We start from the raw sequence: 24,314 nt of genomic DNA on the forward strand, positions 1-24,314 counted from the left end.
GACGCCGAGGGCGCCGCGCGCCGATGCCCCCGCGCCTAGACCTCCCGCGTGGGCAGCACCGAGAGGTGCGGCAGGTTCACATGGCGAGGACGGCCCACGGCGAAGGCGATGAGCTCGGCGACGTCGGTCCCGGAGGGGATGCCCTCGATGGAGCCGACGGCCTCCTGGACGGCGGCGCTGATCGCGGGGTCGTCGATGTGGTCGCGCAGCTCGGTGTCCACGGTGCCGGGTTCGATGTTCGTGACGCGTACGTCGGCGGGGTTCAGCCGGACGCGCAGGTTGCGCGAGAGGTGGCTGAACGCGGCCTTGGTGGCGGCGTATCCGGCGAAGCCCGGAAGGACGCTCTGGGCGGCCGCGGAGGAGATGTTGACGAGGTCCGCGTGGCCGCGTTCGGCCGCGGCCGCGAGCAGGTCGGGGACGAACGCCTCGACGACGGCGAAAGCCCCGGTGACGTTCACGTCGATCATGCGCTGCCAGTTGCCGCCGCCGGACCCGTCGAGCTGGTCGGGCAGGGCGAGGCCCGCGTTGTTGACGAGCAGGTCGACGCGCCCGAGCCGGGAGCGGACGTCGGCGGCTGCCGCCGCCAGGGACGCGGGGTCGGTCACGTCCGTCGGGAGCGCGAGCGCGCTGCCGCCCGCCTCCTCGATCCGTGCCACGTGTGCGGCGAGCCGCTCGCCGCGCCGCGCGAGCAGGGCGACCCGCGCGCCCTGGGCGGCGAGGACCTGCGCGGTGGCCTCGCCGATGCCGCTGGAGGCGCCGGTCACGACGGCCACGCGGCCGGTGAGGGGGCGGGCGAGGGACGTGGCCTGGGCGGTGGTGGGGGTCATGGTGATCTCCCGGGTGTACGAGGGGACCGCGTCTGCGCGGTGGCCGCGTCCTGCGGCCTCGGGAACGACTCTGCGGGAGGTCCACGCGCCTACCCAGGGCCCGGCACGACCCTGGGTCCGCCAGAACCACCTTCGCGCGGAACGTCCCTCGCGGGGCGGAACCGGCCCCGGCCCGGCACCTCAGGGCAGGGAACCCTGGCTCCGGACGGAACGGCCCCGTGCCGGACAATCGCTTTATGGACTTCCGCACCGAACTCGCCGCCTTCCTCCGCTCCCGCCGCGCCCGGCTGCGGCCGGAGGACGCGGGGGCGCGCCCGTTCGGCGGGCGGCGGCGCGTGCCGGGCCTGCGCCGCGAGGAGCTGGCGGAGCTGGCCGGGGTCAGCGTCGACTACTACGTACGACTCGAACAGGGCAGGACCCACAACGTCTCCGACGCCGTCCTGGACGCCGTCGCCCGGGCCCTGCGGCTCGACGACGCCGAGCGCGCGCACCTGGGCCACCTGACCCGCGCCCTGCGCCACCCCGCCTCCACGCCGCCGGCCCCGCAGCCGGTCAGGGCGGGCGTCAAGGTGCTGCTCGGCGCGCTTGACGGCGTGCCCGCGTACGTCGTCGGCCGCCGCCTGGACATCCTCGGCTCCAACGGCCCGGCCCGCGCGCTGTTCACCGACTTCGACGCGCTGCCCGCCGAGCGGCGCAACGTGGCGTGGCTGCACTTCCTCGACGCGGGCGTGCGCGGCCTCTACCCGGACGCCGAGGCGTGGCAGGAGACCGCCCGCGACACCGTCGCCGCGCTCCGCATGGACCTGGGCCGCTACCCGTGCGACGACCGCCTCTGCGACCTGCTCGGCGAACTCTCCGTGCGCAGCGACGAGTTCAGCGCGCTGTGGTCCGAGCAGCTGGTGCGCGAGCACTCTCACGGCGTGGAGCGGCTGCGCCACCCGGTCGCCGGTGAGCTGCTCCTGCGCCGCGAGACGCTGCGCCTGCCGGACGCGCCCGACCAGGCCCTGGTCACGTACGCGGCCGACGAGGGCACGCCGTCCCGCGCGGCGCTCGCCGTGCTCTGTGCGGGCGCGGCGGTTCAGCGCTGCGGCGAGGGGAACGCCACGGGGCTGCGCAGGCCGGACCGGCTGACCGCGCGCACGCCGAAGAAGACGTTGTCCTTGGACAGGTCGACGGTGTGACGGGTGGCGTCTCCGACGTCGATCACATGGGTCCAGTCGGAAGCGGTGGTCTCGCGCCAGACGACTTCGTACCCCGCCAGGTCCTTCTCCGGGCCCCGCTCCCACACGAGTTCGGTGGCGTTGGTCAGCGCGGCGGTGAGGATCCGCGCGCCGCGCGGGGTGCCAGGAGCCTGGGCGAGGCTCCACAGGGTGGCGGCGTTCACGCGGGCCACGCGCGCGATGTACGGGAAGTCGCAGAACTCCGGCAGGTCCCCGTACTGCTTGCCGTCCTGAACGCGGACGTCCTGGTGCTGGTGGGCGTAGTCCTCGGCGGGCTCGGTGAACCGGGCGGCGGGGTAGGTGCGTTCGAGGAAGGGGATGTGGTCGCCGCCGCGCAGATAGCGGTCGCGGCGGTAGACGACGCGGACGTTCATGCCGGTCGCGTCGTTGTCGGCGACGTCCCGCACGAAGCGGGCGAGCTGGCGCGAGGGTGAGTCGTTCTCGCCGCCCACCGAGCGCCGCACGGCGGCTTCCTCAGGGGTCTCGGACGTGGGCACGCCCTCGGCGAAGAGGCGGATCGTGCGCGGGTCGCGGGTGCCGTCGTCGGCGGTGGGGCTGCCGACGATGTCGTTGGTGAACATCCCCTGGAGGTCGGCCTTCTGGAGCTTGTACCGCTCCGCCATGTGCGCCGCGCCGAGCAGGCCCTGCTCCTCGCCGGCGACGGCCGCGAACACGACGGTCGCCGCGAGCCTGCGGCGCGCCATGACCCGGGCCAGCTCCATGACGACCGCGACCCCGGAGGCGTCGTCGTCGGCGCCGGGCGCGTCGCTGGTGAAGTCCATGACGTCGCTGGCCCGTGAGTCGTAGTGCCCGGACACGACGTACAGCCGGTCGGGGGACGCCGAACCGCGCAGCGTGGCCACGACGTTGCTGATCCGCGTCGGCTCCGGGACGCGCGGGCCCGGCTCCTGGACGTACGACTGGAGCTCCACGCGCATCCGGCCGCCCGCCGCGCCCGCGTGCCGCCGCATCTCGGCGAGGATCCAGTCCCGTGCCGCGCCGATGCCGCGCCGGGGGTCGTCCTGCGCAGAGAGCGTGTGCCGGGTGCCGAACGCGGCGAGCCGCCGCACCGTCGCCTCGATGCGCCGGTGGTCGATCTCCCGCAGCAGCGCCCGCAGTGCACGCGGCGGCTCCTGCGCGGTAGGACTCCGACCGTCGCCGTCGCGCGCCGCCGCGGGAGCGGCCTGAAGACCGAGGGATCCGGCCGTGGTGGCGGCCGCGGCCACCGCGAGAACGCTGCGCCGGGACGTGCCCGTCTGCTCCGCCATGCGGCCATAGTCATGGACACCACAAAGCGCCGCAAGGGGGCGTGGGGGCGGGTGGGGCAGGCCGGGACGACTATGGCGAGTACGGCGGCGCGGACGGGCGGGGCGGTGGCCGGAGCGGCTTGGGCTGTGCAGGTCCGGGGCGGCCTGCGTGAGGATCCGGTCCCAGGTCCCGTCCGCCGCCCACCGGAAGAGCCGCTCCTGGCAGGTCTTCCACGGCCCCTGCCGCTCCGGCAGATCCCGCCACGGTGCGCCCGTGCGTACCTTCCACCCGCCCGATATCGCCCCTCCCTGATCCTTCTCAGGCGGCTCGGCTGACGTCCAGCCGTTCGGACGCGGGCTCGTATCCAGCCGCCCTGTACGTGGCTACGGCGGCAGCGTTCGAGCTCGGGGTGCTGACGAGTGCGCTTGACGCACCCAGTTCACGCAACGCCGCCGCAGCGGCGACGCTGATCGCCGTCCCATGGCCGTGGCCGCGATGGTCGGCGTGCACGCCCACCGGCTCCAGCAGGCCGGGCCTGCCGGGCCCGGCCGACCAGACCGTCGCCGCGGCCACCGCGTTGTCCTGGTCGTCGTAGCCGATCAGGCAGCGGGCGTCGGCATAGACCGGCCCGGCCGCGAGGACGTGCCAGACCTCCTCGGTGAACCTCGGGCTGCCGAACGCCGAGCGATGCACCGCGGTCCGCACCCCCGCCGTCTCCGGGCCGGCCACCTCGATCCGCAGACCGGAGTCCTTCACCGGCCCGGAGAGGTCATGGCGCAGCGGCGTCCACGGCTCGTCCGGATTCCAGCCCGCCTCCAAGAGGACCTCGCGGAGCAGGGCGTCGTCGGGGATTTCGAGAGCGACCTTCCCGGGCGGCAGGACCCCGCGCTCAGGATCATCGAGGTCCGCCTGCAGCCGGCGCGCCAGATCACCGTCCTGTCGCAGGTCCGGCGCGGTCGTCAGCCGCAGCACATCAGGACCGTCCAGGTATCCGACGGCAATGATCCGTCCGTCCACGCTCCAGGTACGGACGGCCGCGGCCAGCCTCTCCGCACCCAGCGCCCAGGCCCAGCCGAGGTCTCCCGGATGGAGTTGCAGCGGCGTGCGGTCGTCCTGCCACACGCGGAGGGCATCCACGACCCCGGTCAGCCCGTCGACGCCGGGCTCGTTCAGAACGATCGTCATGTCCCGCATCCCACACCATCACGGGGACCGACCACACCTGGTTTTCACTCAGCCGGCCAGATCGACAGGACAGGCCCTGGTAGTGCTTCGTTGGGGCTGATCAGGAGCATGTTGAGGTGGGTGGACGCACGTGAAGTGGACCGTGTGCGGGCGGCGCGGCCGAGGTTGCCCGCCATACCGCCGGGCACAGGCGGGTGGACGCAACCGGTGGGACGGCGTGCTGCCGCCGCGGACCCTGCTGGTCATACAGGACGATGACGCCGGCACTCCGGCCGTCCACTGGATGGGCAACCTGCCTGCCACCACCCCGATCACCGATCTGGTGCGGTGAGCGAAGACACGCCGGCGCATCCAACTTGACTTGCCGCGCACTCAAAGCACGGCAGGACCAGCAGCACCAGAACCCGACGAAGCACTGCTCAGGAGCGGCGGCGGGGCTTACCGCGCTTCGCGCCCGGAGAGCCGCCGGTGCCGCGCCGCGGGTTCCTGCCCGCCGCTGCCCTGCCCCCGGAGGGCTTGCCCGCCGACGCCTTGCGGGCTCCCTTCCCCGACGCCGACGCACCGGAGCCCTGCTTGCCCCCGGCCTTGCCGGTCCCCGTCCCACTCTTGCGGCGCGCGCCGTCCTTCTCCGCGCTCCGGTCCTTCGCCCGCGCGGCCGGGGCGCCGCGGCCGCGGGTGCTGTTGACGGTCCGGCCGCGGATGATGCCGATGAACTCCTCCACCAGGTCGGTGGTGGCATCCTCCGGCCACGAAAGCACGACGCCGGACTGGGGCGCGTCGGTGACCGGCCGGTAGGTGAGGTCCTTGCGGTGGTGCAGGCGGGCGAGCGACTGCGGGACGGCGAGCACACCGATGCCCGCGGCGACCAGTTCGATCGCGTCGGCAGTGGTGGCGGGGCGCTCCAGAGCGGGGCGGCCGGGCAGGCTCTCCCAGTCCAGGGTGTCGTCCTGCGGGTGCAGCACGATCTCGTCGGCGAGGTCCTCGACACCGACCTCGTCGGCGGCCGTCACGACGTGGTCCTTGGGGACGACGACCACGGTCGTCTCCGTGTAGAGCGGGATGGCGCTGAGGACCGTCCGGTCGACCGGCAGCCGCACCAGGCCGGCGTCGGCGGTGCCGTCACGCAGAGCCGCGACCGCGTCGGCGGGAGCCACGGGTACGAGGGTCAAGGGGACGTCGGGCAGCCGCTCGTTCCAGACACGCACCCACTTTGTGGGTGTCACCCCCGGGACATAGGCGAGCCGGAACGAAGGGGTTGCTTCCGAGCCTGTCACCCCGCCAGGTTACCCGGCGTGGTCAGAGGTCGCTCAGGCGCTCGATACCCTGGTGACCATGACGTCGCACCAGACCACCCAGACGATGAAGCCCGCGACCGCGGCGAAGAAGCTGGGTGTGTACCTCGAGGCCACTCCCGCCGAGTTCCAGGAGGGCGTGATCTCGCGGGCCGAGCTCAACGCACTGCAGACCGACCCGCCCCAGTGGCTGCAGGACCTGCGCCGCACCGGCCCGCACCCGCGCCCGGTGGTCGCGGCGAAGCTCGGCGTCTCCATCTCGGGCCTGGCCCGCGGCGGCGTCACCGAGGCGCTCACCACGGAGCAGATCGACGCCCTGAAGACGGAGAACCCGGAGTGGCTGCGCCGGGAGCGTGCCACGCAGGCCGACGTCCGCAAGGAAGCGGCGCGCCTGAAGGACAAGCAGCGCGAGAGCGACGAGGGCTGAGCGGCCGGCTCAGCCGAGGACCAGACCGGGGAGGCAGGCGCCGGGCCGGGGAACCGGGCCCGGCGTCACACGGGTGAACCTTCCGCCCCCGCGGTGAGCGCGCTCTCCAGGTCCCCGGTGATCTCGAACGTGTCCGCCAATCCGGCCAGCCGAAGGATCTTGCGGAAGAACACGCTGTCCACGACCAGGGTCACCCCCGCCTGACGCCGCTGCGCCCCGTCCCGAGCGCGGCACAGCAGCGTCAGCCCCCCGCAGTCGAGGAACGACACCGCCCGCAGGTCAAGGACGAGGTCACGGTGGCTCTCCCGTGCCAGTCGCGTGAGCGGGGCGGCGAGAACCTCGTCCGCGAGGATGTCCAGCTCGCCCCAGAAAGCGACGACCAGCCGCTCCTGCCGAACCTCGGCCCGGAGGCCGAACTCGGCGTGGTTCTCGAGCATCGTTCCCCCTCAGGGCACCGTGAGCGCGGCTCCGGGGTGGGTCTGTGCGATCCACCGGCGGGGTCTGAGCGATGAGCTGTCGCCACCGGGGACAGGGGTGGCACGTTCTTGCCCTTGGCATACCCGACGGGCGGAGAATAATGCAACTGCCCTGCATTAAACAAGAGTTGGCCGATTACCACTGACACGTGCACGCACCCTGGCTCCGACCGGAACTGGGACCGCAGGCGCCCGGACGGCGCGGCACGGTCAGTCGCGCCCGCCCCTGCCGACCGCCATGGCCAGGCATTTCGCGCCGGTCCACAGCGCGTGCCCGACCAGCACGAACACCCAGATCTTGCCGCCGTCCTCGATCACCCGGGCGAAGCCCGACTCCTGACCGCCGCCGTGCAGCAGCACCTCGACGGTGTCCTGGGTGACCAGATCGCGCAGCCACGAGAGCCCCACCAGCATCAGGAGCACCTGCACGACGGCGAACACGGCCGCGTGCCGCCCGAGTTCGCGCAGCAGTTGCTCCCGAGTTCGCGGCGGCTCCTCCTTCGCGGGTGCGGCTTCCTTCGCGGACGCGGCCCCCTTCGCGGGCGCGGCCTGTGCAGCCGCGCTCTTCACGAGGGAGCCCTTCACCCGCGAAGGCGCGCCGTCGGCGGCCGGGCTCGCCGGGCCCGTCCCGGTCGCTCCTGTCGGCTCCGGCACGGATGCGGAATCCGCTTCGGCTTCGCGCTCGGCCTCCGGTGCGGGCGGCGGCGGGGGTACGTCGGCGACGCCCAGGCTCCGTACGGCACGGGGCACGACGACGGCACCGGCCAGGATCAGGGCGGCCGCGCTGAGGCAGGCGACGGTCCAGTCGGCGCCGTCGTACAGCATGCCCGCGGTGAGGGCGCCGATCAGTGCGCCGAGCAGATTGGCGGACTCGTACACGCCCATCCCCCGACCCGTGTGCTCGCCCGACGCCTCGGCGATGACGGCCTGCTGGATGGGGATGACCGCGGCCCAGGCGAGCCCGCTGAGGATCCACAGCGCGGCGATGACGACGGGGTTCGGCGCCCAGGCGAGTCCGGCCGCGAAGGCCGCGCTGGCGAACGAGGCGCACATCAGGATGCGGGTGCGGCCGAAGCGGACCACGTAGCCGTGCAGGCGCTCGGCGGCGACGCTCATGACGATGGCGCCGGGCAGGAAGACGTACGCGACCTGGACGACCTCCAGGTCGAACTCGCGCTGGAGGTGCATCAGGAGCAGCAGTGAGATCGCGGCCTCGGCCGTCATCGTCACGACCACGGCGAGCAGCATGGGGCGGAGCCTGCGCCCGACGGCGCCGAGCCCGGCGATGGCCGCGCCCGCCGTGCTCTTCGCCTCCTGAGCCGCGGCGCCCTCCGGCCCGCTCACGCCCGGAGCGCCGCCCGGCCCGGTCGCGCCGGGCGCACCACCCGCTCCCCCGCCCCGCGGGCTCCCCGGAACCTGCCTGCGGGGCGCGGACAGCAGCAGTGCCGCGGCGAGCAGGCAAGCCCCGGCGCAGGCCCAGAAGACCCCGTCGAAGCCGATCTCGCCGATCAGCACCATGCCCGCGACGAAGGCCACCCAGGAGCCGGTCTCCTGGGAGGCGAGGAGCCGCGGGAAGACCGCGGAGTCCTCCGCGAGGCGTTCGCTGACGATCGCGCGGACGGCGACCCACAGCAGGGCGCCGCCCACACCGCCGACCGCCGCGGCGGCGTAGGCGGAGGCCGCGTTCTGCGCGAGGGCGTATCCGGCGGCGGAGGCCGCGTACAGGACCGCGCCCGTCGCGGCGACGTAGCGGCGCTCGAAGAGGTCGGACAGCACGCCGGCGATGGGCCGGGCGATCACGGAGAGGGCCATCTCGACGGCCATCAGGATGCCGACCTCGGTGGCGCTCAGGCCGAGGGCCGCGCCCGCCCAGAGGGGCAGGATGAAGTCGAAGAGCTCGTTCGGGCCGTTGGTGAGCGCGGCGGCGTGCAGCGTCCGCTCCTCGCGCCGCCGGGGCGCCCGCGGGCTCTTCGTGGGTGCCGCGGGCATGTCTCCGATCATGAATCCGGCCCAATCTCCGAGCACTGTTCGGTTAACTCCGAACGGTATACTGAGTTTCGTGGTGATCGCAAAAGGTGCGCCGCTCACGACGGCGTACGACAAGCCGGAGGGTGCCGCACGGTGACGGATCCGCTGACCGCATCGACCCCGCTGGAGCGCGCGCTCGTGCTGCTCTGGGGGCGCGACACGCGCGGCTCCCGCGGACCGGCGCGCGGGCTGACCCTGGACCGGATCGTCGAGGCCGCGATCGAGGTGGCCGAGCGGGAGGGCCCGGCCGCCATGTCCCTGCGCCGCGTCGCCGCGCGGCTCGGCGTCGGCGTCGCCTCGCTGTACACATACGTCCCGGGGCGGGCCGAGCTGGAGGCGCTGATGCTCGACGCCGTGGCGATCGGCCGGACCCTGCCGCACGAGTGGCCCGGCGACTGGCGGGCCAAGCTCACAGCTCTCGCGCACGACGACTGGCGGGAGATCCGACGCCACCCCTGGGTCCTGGAGCTGGGCGCGGCCGAACAGGTGCCGGGTCCGAACATGCTGCGCTGGCTCGACTCGGCGCTGCGGATCTTCGACGGCACGGGGCTCAGTGAGACGGAGAAGCTGTCGGCCATCGAGACGGTGGACGCGTACGTGCGGGGGCTCGGGCGGCTGCGCGGACAGGGTGGCGAGCGCGTCGAGTCCGGCGCCGGGCCGGGCGCCGCCTCCGGGGACGGGGCCGAGGGCACCGCGGAGGACACCAAGGAGCGCGACGAAGTCCTGGGGCGGCTCGTGGACTTCGGCCGATACCCGGCTCTGAGCCGGGCGCTGGCGGCGGGCGGCACGCCGTATTCCGGGGCGCCGTTCGAGTTCGGCCTCGAGCGGCTCCTGGACGGGATCGAGCAGTTGGTGCTCCGCCGCTCGGCGTAGGCCGCGGCGGTCGGGACGGGGCAGGTCCGCGCGACACGGGGAGGAAGCGATGGCACGTTCGGTTCTGGTCACGGGCGGCAACCGGGGGATCGGACTCGCGGTCGCCCGCCGCCTGGCCGAGGGCGGCGACCGGGTGGCGGTCACGTTCCGTTCGGGCTCGCCGCCCGCGGGCCTGTTCGGGGTGCGCTGCGACGTGACGGACCCGGAGCAGGTGGATCGCGCGTTCAAGGAGGTCGAGGCGGAGCAGGGCGCGGTGGAGGTCCTCGTGGCGAACGCGGGCATCACCCGTGACCGGCTGCTCGCAGTGATGGCCGAGGACGACTTCGCCGCCGTGCTCGACACGAACCTGGGCGGGGCCTACCGCGTCGCCAAGCGCGCCGTGCGGCCCATGATGCGGGCGCGCCGGGGCCGCGTCGTGCTGATCTCGTCGGTCTCCGCGCTGCTCGGCACGGCGGGCCAGACCAACTACGCCGCTTCCAAGGCCGGCCTCATCGGCTTCGGCCGCTCCCTGGCCCGGGAGCTGGCGCCCCGGAACATCACGGTGAACGTCGTCGCGGCCGGCCTCGTCGACACGGACATGACGGCGTCCCTGCCGCAGGCCCGGCTCGCCGCCATGACGCAGAGCGTGCCGCTGGGCCGCGTGGGCACGACGGCGGAGGTGGCGTCGGTGGTCGCGTTCCTCGCGGGGCCGGACGCCGGGTACATCACGGGGGCCGTGGTGCCGGTGGACGGGGGGTTGGGGATGGGGCACTGAGGGCCCGCCCGTCGGATCGCCCCGACGGTCCAGCCCATCGGGCAGCCCCCACTGCCCGCCGGAGCCGTCCGAGCCCTCGTTGCCCGGGGCGGGGGAGGAAGTCCTGGTAGGCCGATGTAATGCCCCGCGGCTGACCGGACGTCGGCCGGCCCGGAGCGGCAGGCGGCGCGACCGAAGGGGCCGCCCCCGGCACTCCAGTCGTCGGCCTGGTCGTACGCCCCGTCGGACCGCGCCTAGCCCGACCTGTCCGCCGCCCTGTCCGACCCGTCCGGGCTCTCGGTGCCGTCGGCCCCGCTCGGGCAGCCCGCCCCGTCCTCCTCCCCCGCCCCGCCCTGCCGCGCCAACGCGGCGACCGTGCGGGACAACCCCACCTGCAGCGGCACCCGCGGTGTCCAGCCGGTGGCGCGGTGGAAGGCGGTCGCGTCGACCGTGAAGCTGTGGAAGTCGACGGGGGTCGCGTGGTCCGGGGGCTCGACGGTGACGACCGGGACCGGAGGGCGGCCGGTGGCATCGGCGGTGAGTCGGGCGACGGCGCGGAAGAGGTCGCCGAGCGTGGTCGTGCGGCCGGTGCCCACCACCCAGTGGCGTCCGGCGAGTTCGCCGACGCGGTCGAGGGCGGTGACGAGGGCGCGGGCCGCGTCGTCGACGTGCAGCAGGTCCCGGCCGATGGTGCCGTCCCGCCACACCGTCAGGGGCTCGTCGGCCAGGGCCCGCCGGGCCATGGCCGTCACCACCCCGCCGTCGACGGCGGTCGGGGTGCGGCTCTCGCCGTACACGGTCGGAAGTCTCACGGACACCGCGCGCAGGACGCCTTCGCGGGTGGCGTCCAGGAGCGCCCGTTCGGCCAGGGTCTTGTGGCGGTCGTAGCCGCTGGCGGGGTGGTCCTCCTCGGTGCCGTCGACGCGGTCGCGCGCGGTCAGACCCGCCTGGCTGGCCGACCCGGCGAAGACGCACGCGGGCCGCCGCGCTTCCGGCGCCGCGCGCAGGATGTCGACGAGCGCGTGCACCATGCCGACGTTGACCCACTCCCCCAGCGGATCGTCGTCGGTGCGCCAGGCGCGCGCGCCGGACCGGTGGCACACCAGGTGGAGGATCGCGTCGACGTCGCCGACGGCGTCGGCCAGGCTCGCGGTGTCGGTGAGGTCGACGGCGCGCACTTCGACATCGGCCACCGCGTCCGCGGGGACCGCGCTGGGGCGCCGGGCCACCAGGCGCAGGCGCAGGTGCCGCCGGGCGAGCATCGCGGCGACGGCGGAGCCGAGGAATCCGGAGGCACCGAGCACGGCGACGCACGGCGGGTCGGCGCCCACGGAGAGGCGGGGAGAGCCGAGGCCGACGAGCCGGCGGGCCGGGTCCAGGCCGACGGCGGAGCCCGAAGGGGCGGCGCCGACGGACGGGCCCGGCAGGTCGGCGCCGACAGACGGGCGAGTGTGGCCGGGCCCGCCGGAGGTGCCCGCGCGGCCGCTGCGGGCGGACCCGCCGGACGTCCCCACGCGGCCGGTGCGGGCAGGCATGCCGGAGGCGTCCGTGCGGCCCGTGCCCTCGGAACGGGGCGAGCCGCCGCCCTCACCGGCCCCCGCGCATCCGCCCCCCGCCCCCACCTCACCCATGCCGCTCCCCCTCAAGCGCCCCCGCTCCCGCGAGCGCCGCGTCCCGCAGGCGTGCGTCGAGGCGCAGACACGTCTCGTACTCCGGCAGCAGGCCCGCGCGCCGGGCCGTCGCGAGGGTGGGTGCGCTCTGGTCGCGGGGGGACAACAGGCGTGGCAGGTCGTCGCGCAGGGGCAGGGCGAGGGCGGGGTCGGTCACCGAGACCGCCTTCTCGTCGTCGGCCGCGTAGCCGCCGGAGAGCAGGTACTCCATCACCGTGTCGTCCTCCAGTGCCTGGAAGGCATGGCCCACGCCGACCGGCAGGTGCACGGCCCGGAACGTCTCCGCGTCCAGGACCAGGCAGTCCCAGCGGCCGAACGTGGGCGAGCCGACCCGCAGGTCGACGACGAGGTCGAGCGCGCTGCCGCGGGCGCAGTGCACGTAGGTGGCCATGCCGGGCGGGGTGCGGGTGAAGTGGACGCCGCGGACGACCCCGCGCCGGGACCGGCTGTGTCCGGTCTGCGCCACGGGGAACAGCGGACCGCCGACGGCGCGGGTGTACGCGGGGCGCTGGTAGGGGGCGACGAACAGGCCGCGTTCGTCGGGGAAGACGGTGGGAGTGAACGCGTACGCGCCGCGTACGCCCAACTCGCTGGTCCGCACGGCACCTTTCCTTTCCGAAGGGTTCGCGAGGTTCCGCGGGGATGAGGGTCCCGGTGGTTCACGGGAGAGACGCCAGGCAGGCGAGGAGACTGCGGGCCTGGACGTTGACGTGGTGGCCGAGGGCGACCAGCACATGGAGTTGATGGGTAGTCAGCCAGCGGTAATCGTCCGGGAGTTGAGTGTCCGAGGTCGGGACGTCGGTGTCCGCCTCGACGATGCGGTAGCGGGTCGCCGCCCGGTGGAAGCGGCCGCCCTCCTCTGACAGCTCCGCGTCGAACCGTACGCGCGCCGGATCGTCGGTCAGCGCCGAGCCGTCGAACGGACCGGCCTCCTCCGGCACGGCGGGCCCGGTGTCGTCGGACCACTGGACGGTGGGTCCGAGCTCGACGAGGTCGCCGAGGCCCGGCTCGGTCCGCGCCCGGACCAGGACCCGCGGTGCTCCCCCGGTGGTGCGGCACAGGAACACGGCGAGGCCGGGGCGCCGGGGCGCGAGGAGCGGCTGGGCCCACTGCCGTACCTCGCGGGTGCCCGCCTCCACCCGGACCGCGATGATGCGGAACGACCGCGCCGCGTCGTCGGCGATCTCCGTCTCCGTACGGGTCCAGCCGCCGACGTCCGCGAGCGGGACCGGTCGCGCGTCCCAGGGGCAGTGCTGCTTGGCGTCAAGGAGCCAGCTGGTCAGCTCGGACGCGGCAGGCACCGGGGCCGAGGGCGGCACGGGTCCGGCCGCCATGGCTCCCTCGACCACGGGTCCTGCGGGCAGGCATCCCAGGACGGACCGCGTGTCCATGTTCACCAGATGGTCGACGCTCAGGAGCCGGCGCACCGTACGCAGCGCGATCCAGCGGAAGTCGGGGTGCTCGGCGACCTCCCCGACCGGCTCGACGACCATGTTCCGGTTGTGTTTGCGCCAGAACCACGCGCCCTGTTCGGACTGGAGGGAGTCGACGAGCACCCGGCCGCGGCCGGGGCCCGTGAAGTGCTCCAGGTGGCGGGTCGCACCGCCCCGGTGCACCCGGGTGTAGTTGCTGCGGGTCGCCTGGACGGTGGGCGAGAGCTGGATGCCGTCGATGTTGCCGGGTTCCGCCTTGGCCTGGAGGAGCACGTGCGGTTCGCCGTCCAGGTGCTTGACGAGCAGGCCGAGCACGCCGATCTCCGGTTGCACGATCACCGGCTGGTCGCGCCCGGAGCCCTCGGGGCCGCGCACCCGCATCCCGGAGACCGTGAAGAAGCGGCCGCTGTCGTGCACGAGGTCGCCGCCTCGTGTGAACGACCAGTGCGGCAGGTCCCGAAAGGGGACGGGGGTGACCGACAGCCGGGCCGCGCCGCGCCGTTCGGCCCACCAGGCGGCGAACGCGGCGTCCAGGTCCGACAGTTCTACGGCCGGGTCCGGCTTGCCCGAAGCCGAAGCGGAAGCCGAAGCGGAAGCGGAAGTCGGAGCCGAAGCCGCGGTCGCGGCGGAGCCCGGATCCGGCGCCGCCGCGACCGCGGCGCCTCGACGTGACGTGACGATGACGGCACCTCCCGCGGAACGCCGTTGGTCCCGGGCCGTACCCGGTCGAAATAATGGGGGCTAGAGCGCGGCGAGTACGTCCCGCAGCGCCTCCACGACCAGGTCCTGCTCGGCCTTGGTCAGCGTCGGGTACATGGGCAGCGAGAAGATCTCGTCGGCGGCCCGCTCGGTGACGGGCAGGTCGCCCCGGCGAAGGCCGAGGTGGGCGAAGCCCTTCATCGTGTGGACGGGCCAGCGGTAGCTGACGTTGAGGGTGATGTCCCGGGCGGCCATCCCGGCGATGATCCGGTCGCGCTCGGGGTGGCGGACGACGTACAGGTAGTAGACGTGTTCGTTGCCGTCCGCCGACGCGGGCAGCACGAGGCCGCTGCCGGCGAGCCCTTCCGCGTAGCGGGCGGCGATCGCCCGGCGCGCGGCCAGGTAGTCGTCGAGCCGGGCCAGCTTGCGGCGCAGGATCTCGGCGTGCACCTCGTCGAGGCGGCTGTTGTGGCCGGGGGTCGCCTCGACGTAGTAGCGGTCCTCCATGCCGTAGTAGCGCAGCCTGCGCAGGGCGGCGTCGACGGCCGGCGCGGAGGTGATGACGGCCCCGGCGTCGCCGTACGCGCCGAGGACCTTGGTCGGGTAGAAGGAGAACGCGGCGGCGTCCCCGGTCGTCCCGGCGAGCCTGCCGCGCTGCCGCGCACCGTGGGCCTGCGCGCAGTCCTCCAGGACGGCGAGCCCGTGCGCGGCCGCGTGCTCGGTCAGCGCCGTCAGGTCGACGCACTGGCCGTAGAGGTGCACCGGAAGGACGCACTTGGTGCGTTCGGTGATGGCGTCCGGCACCCGGTCCACGTCCATCAGATACGTCTCGGGGTGCACGTCGACGAACACGGGTGTCGCGCCCACGGCGTCGATGGCGACGACGGTGGGCGCCGCCGTGTTGGCGACGGTGATCACCTCGTCGCCGCGGCCGACACCGAGCGCGCGCAGACCCAGGACGAGAGCGTTGGTGCCGTTGTCGACACCGGCGCAGTGCGGTACCCCGTGGTAGTCCGCGAACGCCCGCTCGAAGTCCTCGACGCGCCGGCCGAGGATCAGCTGTCCGGAGCGGAAGACGGTGTCGACGGCGTCGAGGATGTCGGCGCGCTCGGCTTCGTACTCCGCAAGGTAGTTCCAGACCTTGATGCCCATGGTCACTGGTCCTCGGTTCGCTCGGGGTCGGCTGGTCGCGCTACGGCTGCGGCGCCGCGGGCTCCAGGGGCCCGCACCGCGCGTGGGCGGCGCCGCACTCCTCCAGCGCGCGCCCGGCGAGGACCGGGTGGTGCGGGAGTTCGGCGGTGACGCCGTCGGCGGGGCGCACCGTCGCGGGCGCGCAGCGGTCGAGTACGGAGACGATCCACTCGGCGAGCGCCTGGCCCTGGTGGGCCGCGGCCTTCTGCCAGCGGATGCGCCGCTCTGTCGTGATCTTGAAGCGGATGGCTGCCTGCTCCTCGCCCGGCCCCGCTCGCGTCGCCGCCTGGTCCTGCGGTCTGCGTTCGGGCGCGCGCAGGCTCTCCCTGATGTGGCGGCGCAGTTCGTTGCGGGACCACCCGTGCCGTTCCGCCTGTTCCAGCCAGTGGTCCTGGGCCCGCTCCTCCAGGCCCGCCACCTCGGCGTGGTGCTGGAAGCTGAGCCGGTCGCGCCGTCGTGCCACGCCGAACCGGCCCGCGACCCAGGCGTAGTTGCGCAGGGTCTGGTAGCTCAGGGAGGTGTCGGCGAGAGCGATCTTGTAGCGGTCGGGGTAGTGGGCCTGGCCGTAGATGAGCCAGTCCCCGAGCCACCAGCTGGACGAGTCGGCGATGACGGCGATGTGGGTGCCGAGGCTGCGCCAGCGGTCCAGCGGGAGGTCGACCGGCAGGTCGAGCGAGGTGCGCCGGGCCACCACGGACGCGTTCACATGCAGCTGCGATCCGTATTTCCGGTCCTGCGCATTCGATGGATTGTGATCTCTCGGGCGGCCTCCTGCAATGGTTCTGGGAATCGGGTTGGAAATCTGGTTGGGAATCGCTGTGGGAATCGAGTGCGGTAGCGGCCTCACGCCGGGAGGTATTCCCCCGTGCCTCTTGCTTGGCAAGACATCCTCCGTGTGAGCGTGCTGTACTCTCACCTGCCCCGAGTCGTCCCGAGACTCCGGCAGTCTGCGGCAGGTCACGGCGCGGTGTCCAGGGGAATGAATGGCCGGTTGTTCCGGATGGGCCGACGGCGAAGCCGGACCGGAGTATGCGGTTGATCGACTTCCGGCGCGGTCTGATTCCCGCGGTTTCGACGCGTCCCCGTGTCGTGCGGCGGGTCGGGGCGCGCCTGCGCTTTTCGCAACGCGGGTGGTCGGCCCGGAGGCGGGCGGGCGGCGCCGGCAGGCCGTTCCGGATGCGCGGGGCCGGGCAAGGGGCCGGTTCCGGAACGCGGTGGGCAGGGTCGGTCCGGGACGCGGCACGGCGTCCCGCCGGCGGGACGGTCGGCGGCGGGCACGGCGCGGACCCGTTCCGATGCCGCCGTCATGCCCCCACAACTCCCGTGTCCTTACCGGCGCACGCCCCGGACCACAAGTGGACAACAACCCGCCGCTATTTCCTCCCCGGCACTTCTGACCGGGCACGACGAGCCGTTTTCCGGCATTTCCCAATGGGATCCGGACAGCGATGGATTGACCGTGCGCGCATCGATGAAATAGGAGATAGCCATGGACGCACTCATGAACCAGAGCGCCGCACTTCGATTCGTCGCCGAAGCGGTGGAAGAAGTTGCCGGAATTCCGGCCGAAGAAGTGGAGCCCGATAAGTCCTTGGTGGACGACCTCGGGATCGATTCCCTCTCCATGGTGGAGATCGCTTTCACGCTCCAGCGGCAGGCGGGTGATGAGATACCCGACGAGGAGCTGGCCACGATCACCACGGTGCAGGATCTCGTCGACCTGGTACGGGAACGGGTTGAACACAGTCAGTGACGACACGAGGTGACCTGGTGAGCCATCCCGAGCTGACCCCGCAGGAAGTCCTGGCCGCGGGCCCCGCCGCTCCCGGCGTCAACGAGCGCCCCTGGCTGGTCCGTTGGGACCTGCTCGGCGAGGACGCCGGGGACCTGGTGCGCCGGACGCTGCCCCCGGCCCTGGACTTCCACACGTCCGGCACGACCGGCCCCAGCGAGTGCTGGCGGCGCACCCTCGACCAGCTGTGGCAGGAGGCGGGCATGCTGGCCGCGCTCCTGCGGCCCGAACGCCCCGGCGCCGTCCTGTCGTTCGCGCCGCCCCGCCATGTGTACGGAGCACTCGCGACCCTGCTCGTCCCGGCCAGGCTCGGGCTTCCGGTCTGGTACCGACCCCACTTCTTCGGCGCCCTGCCCGCGCAGGCGCCCGAGGGCCGGTGGGCGGTGATCGCGGTGCCCTGGTCGTTCTCGGCACTGCGCCGCAAGCTCGCGTGGATCGAGGCCCGCGAGCACGTCGCCGTGCTCCACAGCACCGCGATGCTGCCGTCGGCCGCCCATGACTTCGTCCAGGAGGCGGGCCCCGGGCGGGTGTCGGTGCGGGAGGTGTTCGGGTCCACGGAGACGGGCGGCATCGCCTGGCGGGAGTGGGGCCCCGACGACCCGCCGTGGGACCTGTTCGACGACGTGGAGTTCGTCCCCGGCCACGACGGCCCCGACCACGACCGCCCCGACCACCCTGGAGGCCTCGACCTCCACGACGCCTCCGGCCCCCGGACCGCCCCGACCGCCCACCACCCCGATGCCGAAGCCGACCCCGACGTCCCCCTGACCGTCCGCAGCCCCCGCCTCGCCGCCCGGCCGGGCCTCGCTCCCCTCCCCGTCTGGCGCACCGACGATCTCGTACGGCCCTGCGGGACACGCCGGTTCCGCTTCAGTGGGCGGCGCGGCGGCCTCGTGAAGATCAACGGCCGCCGGGTGGACCTCGGCGCCCTCGAGCACGCGCTGCGCGCCGTCGTCGACTGCGCGGATCTGGCCTGTCTGCCCGTCGCCGACGAACTCAGCGGCGAGCACCTGGAGCTGTACGTCGTACCGCCGCCGGGCGGTCGCCTGGACCGGGCCCGGGTGCGCGCGCTCGTCGCGAGCCACGACCTGACCGTCCAGCCGCGCCAAGTGCACGTCGTCGACCGCATCGACCGCTCCCCGACCGGCCTGCCGCGCCGGATCCACCCCACCCGCCCCGCTGACGCAGGAGCCGCGACATGATCACAGACGTAGCCGAGTCGCCCAAGGAACGCCTCGCGGACATCGTGCGCCAGGCCCGCCCCGACGCCCGGGTGCGCCCGTGCAGCCCGCTGGAGGCGGAGCGCATGCGGGCCGGCGTCGACCGGCTCGCCCGGGCCCTCGCCGACCAGGAGCAGGTGTACGGGGTCACGCGGGGCTTCGGGCCGCTGGTCGAGTACGCGGCCGCCGCGTCCGACACCGACCAGGGCAGCGGACTCATCGCCCACCTCGGCAGCGGGCAGGGGCGGCCGCTGTCCCCGGAGGTCTGCCGTCTGGTGCTGTGGATCCGGCTCAACAGCATGCGGCTCGGCCACTCGGCCGTCTCGCCCGAATTCTGGGACCAGGTGGCCGAGTTGTGGAACCAGGGCTTCACGCCGGTGATCCCGCGCGACGGCACGGTCAGTGCGAGCGGCGACCTGCAGCCCCTCGCGCACGCGGCGCTGGCCCTGGCCGGCGAGGGCGAGGCGTGGCTGCGGGACGGCTCCGGGGACTGGCGGGTGCGGCCGTCGGCGGAAGCCCTGGCCGCGCTCGGGGCGCGCCCGGTGACCTGGCGGGCCCGGCAGGCCCTGTCGTTCGTCAACGGCACCAGCGTGAGCCTCGCCGTCACGCTGCTCAACCACCGGGAGGTGCTGCGGCTGGCCCGCGCGGTCGCCGCGCTCACCGCGCGTGCGGTGACGCTGCTCGGCGCGAGCCCGCAGGCCTACCACCCCGGAGTCGGCCATGCGCGCGGTCAGGCGGGGCAGTTGGTGGCCGCCCGGTGGATCAGGGAGGACCTGCCGCCGGACCACCGCCGCGATCCGGCGCGCCCGCTGCAGGAGCCGTACAGCCTGCGCTGCGCGCCGCAGGTGATCGGCGCGGTCGTCGACCAGCTGTCCGTCCTCGAGGACATCCTGGTCCGCGAGGCGGTGGGCTGTACGGACAACCCGGTCTACTACGAGGGCGAGTTCCTGCACGCGGGCAACTTCCACGCGATGCCGGTGGGCCTCGCGTCCGACCAGATCGGCCTGTGCCTGCAGCAGATCGCGTTCCTCGCCGAGCGCCAACTGGCCCTGCTGTGCCTGCCGGAGACCAACGGCGGCAAGCCGCCCATGCTCACGCCGGTGCCGGGACGGGGCAGCGGTCTCGCCGGGGTGCAGCTGAGCGCGACCTCGTTCGTCGCCCGCATCCGCCAGCTGGTCTACCCCGCCGGCCTGACGGCGCTGCCCAGCAACGGCCTCAACCAGGACCATGTGCCGATGGCTCTCAACGGCGCGAACGCCGTGAGCGACGCCGTCGAACAGGCGTGGCTGGTCGTGGGCTCGCTCGCGGTCGCGGTGACGCAGTACGCGGCGCTGACCGGGCGGAGCGACGACTCCCCGGGCGTCTGGGCCGAACTGGCCCGTGTCTCACCCGCGTTGGCGGCCGACCGGCCGCTGGCGCCCGAGGTGCGCGACGCCCGCGACATCCTCGCGCGCCTCGCCACGGAGCTCATCGAACGCGAGGAGGAGAGCGCAGATGCTGGGTACGGCGCCTGACACCGCGCGAAACACCGACCCGCCGGACGAGCGGGAGCCCGAGGAGCGGGCCGAGTCCGGCCGTCCGGCGATTCTGCGCCCCGACGCGTGGCGGGACATGCTCCGCTATCTGCGGCCGCAGCGCCGGCGCATCCTGCTCGGCGGCGGTCTGTCGCTGCTCGGCGGCTTCTCGGGCCTGATCCAGCCCGTCATCGCCAAGTCCGTCGTGGAGAACCTGGAGTCGAGCGCCCCGGTCATGGGCGCGCTGATCGCGCTGACGGCCCTCGTGCTCGTGTCGGCTGTGGTCGGTGCGATCGGCACGTTCATCCTGATGCGGGTCTCCGAGTCGGTCGTCCTCAGCACCCGTCGCGAGGTGATCCGGCGGGTGCTGTGGCTGCGGATCTCCGAGACGGACAAGATCCCACCGGGCGACCTGATGTCGCGGGCCACCGCCGACACCACGCTGATGCGCAGCGCCGTCACCACCGCGATCGTGGAGACCGTCAACGGCTCGGTGATGCTCGTCGCGATCCTCGTCCTGATGGGCCTGATGGACTGGGTGCTGCTGCTCACCACGCTGGCCGTGGTGCTGCTCGGCGGCATCCTCGTCGCCACGGGCCTGCCGCAGCTGGAGAGCGCCGCGCGCCGCGCCCAGGAGGGCGTGGCCGAGCTGAGCACGGCCCTGGAGCGGGCGCTCGGCACCTTCCGCACCATCAAGGCGTCCGGCGCGGAGAACAGCGAGGCCGAGATCGCCGAGCGCGGCGCGCGCCGGGCCTGGCGGCACAGCCTGAAGGTGGCGCGGCTCGACTCCCTCGTCGGTGCCTTCATCACCGTGACGATCCAGGTGGCGTTCCTCGCCGTCCTCGGCGTCGGCGGCGCCCGGGTGGCGTCCGGCGCGATGAGCCTGGGCAGTCTGATCGCCTTCCTGCTCTATCTCTTCTACCTGGTGCCGCCGCTGGGCGCCCTGGTCACGGCGATGATCCGGTTCAACGTGGTGGCCGCGGCGATGTCCCGCGTCAGCGAGCTGCTGCGCCTGCGCACCGAGCCGGAGAGCCCGCAGCGCCCGGCCAGGGTGCGCGCGGACCACGCGCCCGCACCCGCGTCGCTCTCGTTCCACGACGTCGTCTTCCGCTACCCCGGCGACGGGCCGGTGGTGCACCACGGCATCAGCTTCGAGATCCCCGCGGCCGGGATGACCGCGTTCGTGGGCCCCTCCGGCGCGGGCAAGTCCACGGTGTTCTCCCTGATCGAGCGGTTCTACGAGCCGCAGAGCGGCACGGTCCGGATGGACGGCAGGGACATCCACGAACTCGACCTCGGCGAACTGCGCGCCGCCATCGGCTACGTCGAGCAGGACGCCCCCGTGCTCGCCGGGACGATCCGCGACAACCTGTGCATCGGGATGCCCCACGTCGAGGATGACGAGGTGCGCCGTGTCGTCGAGCAGGCACGCCTCGGCGAGCTCGTGGCACGCCTCCCGCACGGCGTCGACACCGAGGTCGGCCACCGCGGCACCAAGCTGTCCGGCGGTGAGCGCCAGCGGGTCGCCGTGGCCCGCGCGCTGCTGCGCCGGCCGCGACTGCTGCTGCTCGACGAGGTCACCTCGCAGCTCGACGCCCGCAACGAGAACGCCCTGCGGGAGGTCATCACCGGCATCACGGCCGAGACCACCGTCGTGGTGGTCGCGCACCGCCTGTCCACCGTGAGCATGGCCGACCGGATCGTCGTGATGGACGGCGGCCGCATCCGCGCCATCGGCACCCACGAGGAACTCCTGAGCGAGGACGCGCTGTACCGCGAGCTCGCCGCCACGCAGATGCTGCTGCCCGTCAGCGAGCTCGAAGCGTCCGCCGCCCGCATCGGCGACACCCTGGGAGAGCGCCCATGAGCATCGAGGCACCCCGTACCGCGCACACGCCGAGCACGGGCTTCACGCTGTCGACACTCGGGCCCGAGCCGGTCGCCCTGGAGTATCTGGCGGACACGGTGCGCCGCTTCGCGGCCGAGCGCGGCGAGGCACCCGCCCTGACCGTGCTCGGCGACCGCCGGGGGCGGGGCGGGGCCCGGCGCGCGGACACCGTCGTCACGCTGACGTACCGGGAACTCGACGAGCGGGCCCGTGCCGTCGCCGCCGAGGTCCAGGCGGCGTGTCCGCCCCGGGCCCGCGTCGCGGTCCTGTGCCCGCACGACGAGCACTATGTGGTCGCCTTCCTCGCGTGTCTGTACGCGGGGGTGATCGCGGTGCCCCTGTACGCGCCGGAGCTGTTCCGCAGTCAGACGCGGCTGCGTTCGGTGCTTCGGGACAGCACGCCGGGCTGTGTCCTGACGACGTCGCGGGTGCGCCCGGCGGTGCGCAACGCGCTGAGCAGCACGGGGTGGCAGCAGGGTCCCGTGCTGCACGTCGACGAGGTGCCGCCGCACCGGGCGGCGAAGTGGCGGCGCCCGCCCGCGGAGCCCGACGACGTCGCGTACCTGCAGTACACGTCGGGCTCCACCGGGGCGCCCGCGGGGGTGCGGGTCACGCACGCGAACCTGTCCGCGGCGGCGTACCAGATGCGTTCGCGCTTCATGCCGGCGAGGACGGCCGTGTCCTGGGTGCCGCTCTTCCACGACATGGGGCTCGTCTGCGCCATCGCGAGCCCCCTCAGCGCCGGGATGCACATGGTGCACCTCAGCCCCATGGGCTTCCTGCACCGCCCCTACCGCTGGCTGCGCGCCCTGTCGGACTACCGCGCCGACTGGACGGTCACCCCCAACTTCGGCCTCACCCACTGCGTGCGCCGGGTCACCGCCGAGGAGGTGGCGACGCTCGACCTCAGCGGTCTGCGCGCCCTTGCCATCGGCGGGGAGCCCGTGCACGCGCGGTCGGTGGCGGCGTTCGTCGCGGCCTTCGCCGACGCGGGCCTCGACCCGCGGGCGCCGGTGCCGTGCTACGGCCTCGCGGAGGCGACGCTGTCCGTGACGATGACGCCCAACGGCACCGGCGCGACCGGCGGCCACTTCGACCGTGCCGCCCTCAGCGCGGGCGAGGTGCGGCCGGTACCCGACGGGCCCGGAGCGGTGCGGCTGGTGAGCAACGGCACGCCGGTGCCCGGGGTGCGGGTGCGGATCGCGGACCCGGAGACCGGCGAGGAGACCGCGGGCCGGGTCGGCGAGATCTGGGTGAGCGGCCCCAACCGCACCGACGGGTACTGGCGGGCGCCGGAACGCACGGCGCGCGTGTACGCCGACGGGTGGCTGCGCACGGGCGACTGGGGCTTCCGGCACGAGGGCGGGCTCTATGTGGTCGGCCGCATGGACGACGTCATCATCGTGCGGGGCCGCAACCACTACCCGGAGGACATCGAGGCCACCGTCGAGTCGGTGGCGCCGGTGGCGGCGACGGCGATCGGCGTCGAGGGCGACCCGACGGAGCGGCTGATCGTCCTCATGGAGGCCGACGCGGCGATGACGGCCCTGCCCGCCCCCGACCGCGACGCCCTGACGGAACGGATCCGGCAGACGGTGAGCCGCCAGCACGGACTCGCCGTCCACGCCACGGTGGTGGTCCGCAAGGGCACGCTGCCGCGCACCACCAGCGGCAAGATCCAGCGCGGTCTGTGCCGTCAGCGGTACGCGGCGGGGGCTTACCCGACCCGGACCGACCCGGCCTGACGGGCGGTCGGTCCGTCGGGCACGGGCGGCCCGGACGCCAGGGCGGGGCGCGGGCCGCCCGCTCGTCATCGCGTACGCCGCCAGAACACGCCGACCCCGTCGATCTCCTCGATGGGGTCGGTGATGCCGTGCTCCCTGCGGTACTGGTAGACGGCGACCCGGCACGGGGGCAGGGCGCGGTAGTCGTCGACGATCACATAGCCGCCGACGGACAGCTTCGGGTAGAGGTGCACCAGCGCGTCCATGGTGGACTCGAACAGGTCGCCGTCCATGCGCAGCACGGCCAGGCTCTCCACCGGGGCGTCGGGCAGCGTGTCGCGGAAGTACCCGGGCAGGAAACGCACTTGGTCGTCGAGGAGCCCGTAGCGGCGGAAGTTCTCCTCCACGACGGGCTGCGAGACGCCGAAGACGTCGTTGAAGCGGTACAGCGGCGCCAGGTCGTCGCCCGGGTACCGCACGGGGTCGCCCTTGGGGATGCCCTCGAAGGAGTCGGCGACCCACACCGTGCGGTCCTTGATGTCGTACGCCTTCAGCACCGCGCGCATGAAGATCGTGGCGCCGCCCCGCCAGACGCCCGTCTCGATGAGGTCGCCGGGAATGTCGTCGAGGAGCACCTGCTCGACGCACGCGTGCAGATTGTCGAGGCGCTTGCCTCCGATCATCGTGTGCGCGACGCGCGGGATGTCCCGGCCGCCGGCGCGGAGTCCGTCGTCGTATTCGATGCTCGGCAACCCGGCGTCGAAATCCTTGTCCCGCACCCAGCCGTGCGCGTTGTCCTGATAGATGGTGTTGGTGACGACCTTCTTCATCAGGTCCAGATACAGGTCTCGGGAATGTGTGAGCACAGGCGTCC

At 73.6% G+C, this 24,314-nt stretch carries 21 protein-coding genes and 2 pseudogenes; 10 read left to right on the forward strand and 13 right to left on the reverse strand.

The annotated features are described in order from the left end of the window. Positions 1–35: 35 nt before the first annotated feature. A complete protein-coding gene (locus QUY26_RS02095; protein ID WP_289943377.1) occupies positions 36–827 on the reverse strand; it encodes an SDR family oxidoreductase in 792 nt (263 codons plus the stop codon). Positions 828–1,063: 236 nt separating this feature from the next. Here QUY26_RS02095 and QUY26_RS02100 point away from each other — a divergent pair, with 236 nt between their 5' ends. After that, positions 1,064–2,008 carry a helix-turn-helix transcriptional regulator gene (locus QUY26_RS02100; RefSeq protein WP_289943378.1) on the forward strand — a complete coding sequence of 315 codons (945 nt, stop codon included), beginning with the start codon at positions 1,064–1,066 and terminating at the stop codon, positions 2,006–2,008. Here QUY26_RS02100 and QUY26_RS02105 read toward each other — a convergent pair. The 3 genes and pseudogenes from QUY26_RS02105 to QUY26_RS02115 form a co-directional block, all read right to left on the reverse strand. After that, positions 1,906–3,315, reverse strand: coding sequence for a M28 family metallopeptidase (locus tag QUY26_RS02105; protein WP_289943379.1), 1,410 nt, complete (start codon positions 3,313–3,315; stop codon positions 1,906–1,908). The genes QUY26_RS02100 and QUY26_RS02105 overlap by 103 nt on opposite strands. 144 nt (positions 3,316–3,459) lie before the next feature. Continuing rightward, positions 3,460–3,582, reverse strand: a pseudogene (locus QUY26_RS02110) (transposase); the annotation flags it as partial. A gap of 31 nt (positions 3,583–3,613) precedes the next feature. Further along, positions 3,614–4,480, reverse strand: coding sequence for a GNAT family N-acetyltransferase (locus QUY26_RS02115; RefSeq protein WP_289943380.1), 867 nt, complete (start codon positions 4,478–4,480; stop codon positions 3,614–3,616). A gap of 193 nt (positions 4,481–4,673) precedes the next feature. Here QUY26_RS02115 and QUY26_RS41085 point away from each other — a divergent pair. After that, positions 4,674–4,808, forward strand: a pseudogene (locus QUY26_RS41085) (IS701 family transposase); the annotation flags it as partial. A 91-nt stretch (positions 4,809–4,899) separates the two neighbouring features. On the opposite strand, the gene QUY26_RS02120 reads toward QUY26_RS41085, so the two are convergent. Further along, positions 4,900–5,754 (reverse strand): LysR substrate-binding domain-containing protein, encoded by an 855-nt coding sequence (locus tag QUY26_RS02120; protein ID WP_289943381.1) that lies wholly within the window; start codon positions 5,752–5,754, stop codon positions 4,900–4,902. Positions 5,755–5,812: 58 nt separating this feature from the next. On the opposite strand from QUY26_RS02120, the gene QUY26_RS02125 reads away from it, so the two are divergent. After that, on the forward strand, positions 5,813–6,199 hold the full coding sequence (locus QUY26_RS02125; RefSeq protein ID WP_289943382.1) for a DUF5997 family protein: 387 nt from the start codon (positions 5,813–5,815) through the stop codon (positions 6,197–6,199). Between the two features lie 65 nt (positions 6,200–6,264). Here the strand turns inward: QUY26_RS02125 and QUY26_RS02130 are convergent, their stop codons facing one another. Continuing rightward, entirely contained in the window at positions 6,265–6,636 is a 372-nt protein-coding gene (locus tag QUY26_RS02130; RefSeq protein ID WP_289943383.1) for an STAS domain-containing protein, read from the reverse strand. Between the two features lie 249 nt (positions 6,637–6,885). Then, positions 6,886–8,664, reverse strand: a complete 1,779-nt coding sequence (locus QUY26_RS02135) for an MFS transporter (protein ID WP_289943384.1) — start codon at positions 8,662–8,664, stop codon at positions 6,886–6,888. A gap of 132 nt (positions 8,665–8,796) precedes the next feature. Here QUY26_RS02135 and QUY26_RS02140 point away from each other — a divergent pair, with 132 nt between their 5' ends. Then, positions 8,797–9,576 (forward strand): TetR/AcrR family transcriptional regulator, encoded by a 780-nt coding sequence (locus QUY26_RS02140; RefSeq protein ID WP_289943385.1) that lies wholly within the window; start codon positions 8,797–8,799, stop codon positions 9,574–9,576. A gap of 49 nt (positions 9,577–9,625) precedes the next feature. Beyond that, the gene (fabG, locus tag QUY26_RS02145) at positions 9,626–10,330 is read left to right on the forward strand and encodes a 3-oxoacyl-ACP reductase FabG (RefSeq protein ID WP_289943386.1); all 705 of its coding nucleotides are present in this window, start codon (positions 9,626–9,628) and stop codon (positions 10,328–10,330) included. A 233-nt stretch (positions 10,331–10,563) separates the two neighbouring features. Here fabG and QUY26_RS02150 read toward each other — a convergent pair whose 3' ends face one another. From QUY26_RS02150 to QUY26_RS02170, 5 genes are read right to left on the reverse strand one after another with little or no spacing between them, the layout of a single operon-like run. Then, a complete protein-coding gene (locus tag QUY26_RS02150) occupies positions 10,564–11,940 on the reverse strand; it encodes an NAD-dependent epimerase/dehydratase family protein (RefSeq protein ID WP_289943387.1) in 1,377 nt (458 codons plus the stop codon). After that, entirely contained in the window at positions 11,933–12,580 is a 648-nt protein-coding gene (locus QUY26_RS02155; RefSeq protein ID WP_289943388.1) for a dTDP-4-dehydrorhamnose 3,5-epimerase family protein, read from the reverse strand. The genes QUY26_RS02150 and QUY26_RS02155 overlap by 8 nt, the downstream gene beginning before the upstream one ends. Before the next feature lie 58 nt (positions 12,581–12,638). Continuing rightward, positions 12,639–14,093, reverse strand: a complete 1,455-nt coding sequence (locus QUY26_RS02160; RefSeq protein ID WP_289955404.1) for an NDP-hexose 2,3-dehydratase family protein — start codon at positions 14,091–14,093, stop codon at positions 12,639–12,641. A 60-nt stretch (positions 14,094–14,153) separates the two neighbouring features. Beyond that, the gene (locus QUY26_RS02165) at positions 14,154–15,263 is read right to left on the reverse strand and encodes a DegT/DnrJ/EryC1/StrS family aminotransferase (RefSeq protein ID WP_289943389.1); all 1,110 of its coding nucleotides are present in this window, start codon (positions 15,261–15,263) and stop codon (positions 14,154–14,156) included. 40 nt (positions 15,264–15,303) lie between these two features. Continuing rightward, positions 15,304–16,008: an LmbU family transcriptional regulator gene (locus QUY26_RS02170; RefSeq protein ID WP_289943390.1), complete on the reverse strand. Its 705-nt coding sequence runs from the start codon at positions 16,006–16,008 to the stop codon at positions 15,304–15,306. A 783-nt stretch (positions 16,009–16,791) separates the two neighbouring features. Here QUY26_RS02170 and QUY26_RS02175 point away from each other — a divergent pair. Genes QUY26_RS02175 through QUY26_RS02195 form a run of 5 tightly spaced genes read left to right on the forward strand, consistent with a single transcriptional unit; the run spans position 16,792 to position 23,461 of the window. Beyond that, entirely contained in the window at positions 16,792–17,055 is a 264-nt protein-coding gene (locus tag QUY26_RS02175) for an acyl carrier protein (protein ID WP_289943391.1), read from the forward strand. Between the two features lie 17 nt (positions 17,056–17,072). Further along, positions 17,073–18,296, forward strand: a complete 1,224-nt coding sequence (locus QUY26_RS02180) for a hypothetical protein (RefSeq protein ID WP_289943392.1) — start codon at positions 17,073–17,075, stop codon at positions 18,294–18,296. Beyond that, positions 18,293–19,828 carry an aromatic amino acid ammonia-lyase gene (locus QUY26_RS02185; RefSeq protein ID WP_289943393.1) on the forward strand — a complete coding sequence of 512 codons (1,536 nt, stop codon included), beginning with the start codon at positions 18,293–18,295 and terminating at the stop codon, positions 19,826–19,828. The genes QUY26_RS02180 and QUY26_RS02185 overlap by 4 nt, the downstream gene beginning before the upstream one ends. Beyond that, positions 19,809–21,695, forward strand: coding sequence for an ABC transporter ATP-binding protein (locus QUY26_RS02190; protein WP_289943394.1), 1,887 nt, complete (start codon positions 19,809–19,811; stop codon positions 21,693–21,695). Before QUY26_RS02185 ends, QUY26_RS02190 begins: the two co-directional genes overlap by 20 nt. Next, positions 21,692–23,461: a fatty acyl-AMP ligase gene (locus QUY26_RS02195; protein WP_289943395.1), complete on the forward strand. Its 1,770-nt coding sequence runs from the start codon at positions 21,692–21,694 to the stop codon at positions 23,459–23,461. Before QUY26_RS02190 ends, QUY26_RS02195 begins: the two co-directional genes overlap by 4 nt. A gap of 65 nt (positions 23,462–23,526) precedes the next feature. On the opposite strand, the gene QUY26_RS02200 is transcribed toward QUY26_RS02195, so the two are convergent. Beyond that, on the reverse strand, positions 23,527–24,306 hold the full coding sequence (locus tag QUY26_RS02200; protein ID WP_289943396.1) for a TylF/MycF family methyltransferase: 780 nt from the start codon (positions 24,304–24,306) through the stop codon (positions 23,527–23,529). Positions 24,307–24,314: the final 8 nt, after the last annotated feature.

This window comes from Streptomyces flavofungini, from assembly GCF_030388665.1.
GTDB classification, from domain to species: Bacteria; Actinomycetota; Actinomycetes; order Streptomycetales; family Streptomycetaceae; genus Streptomyces; species Streptomyces flavofungini_A.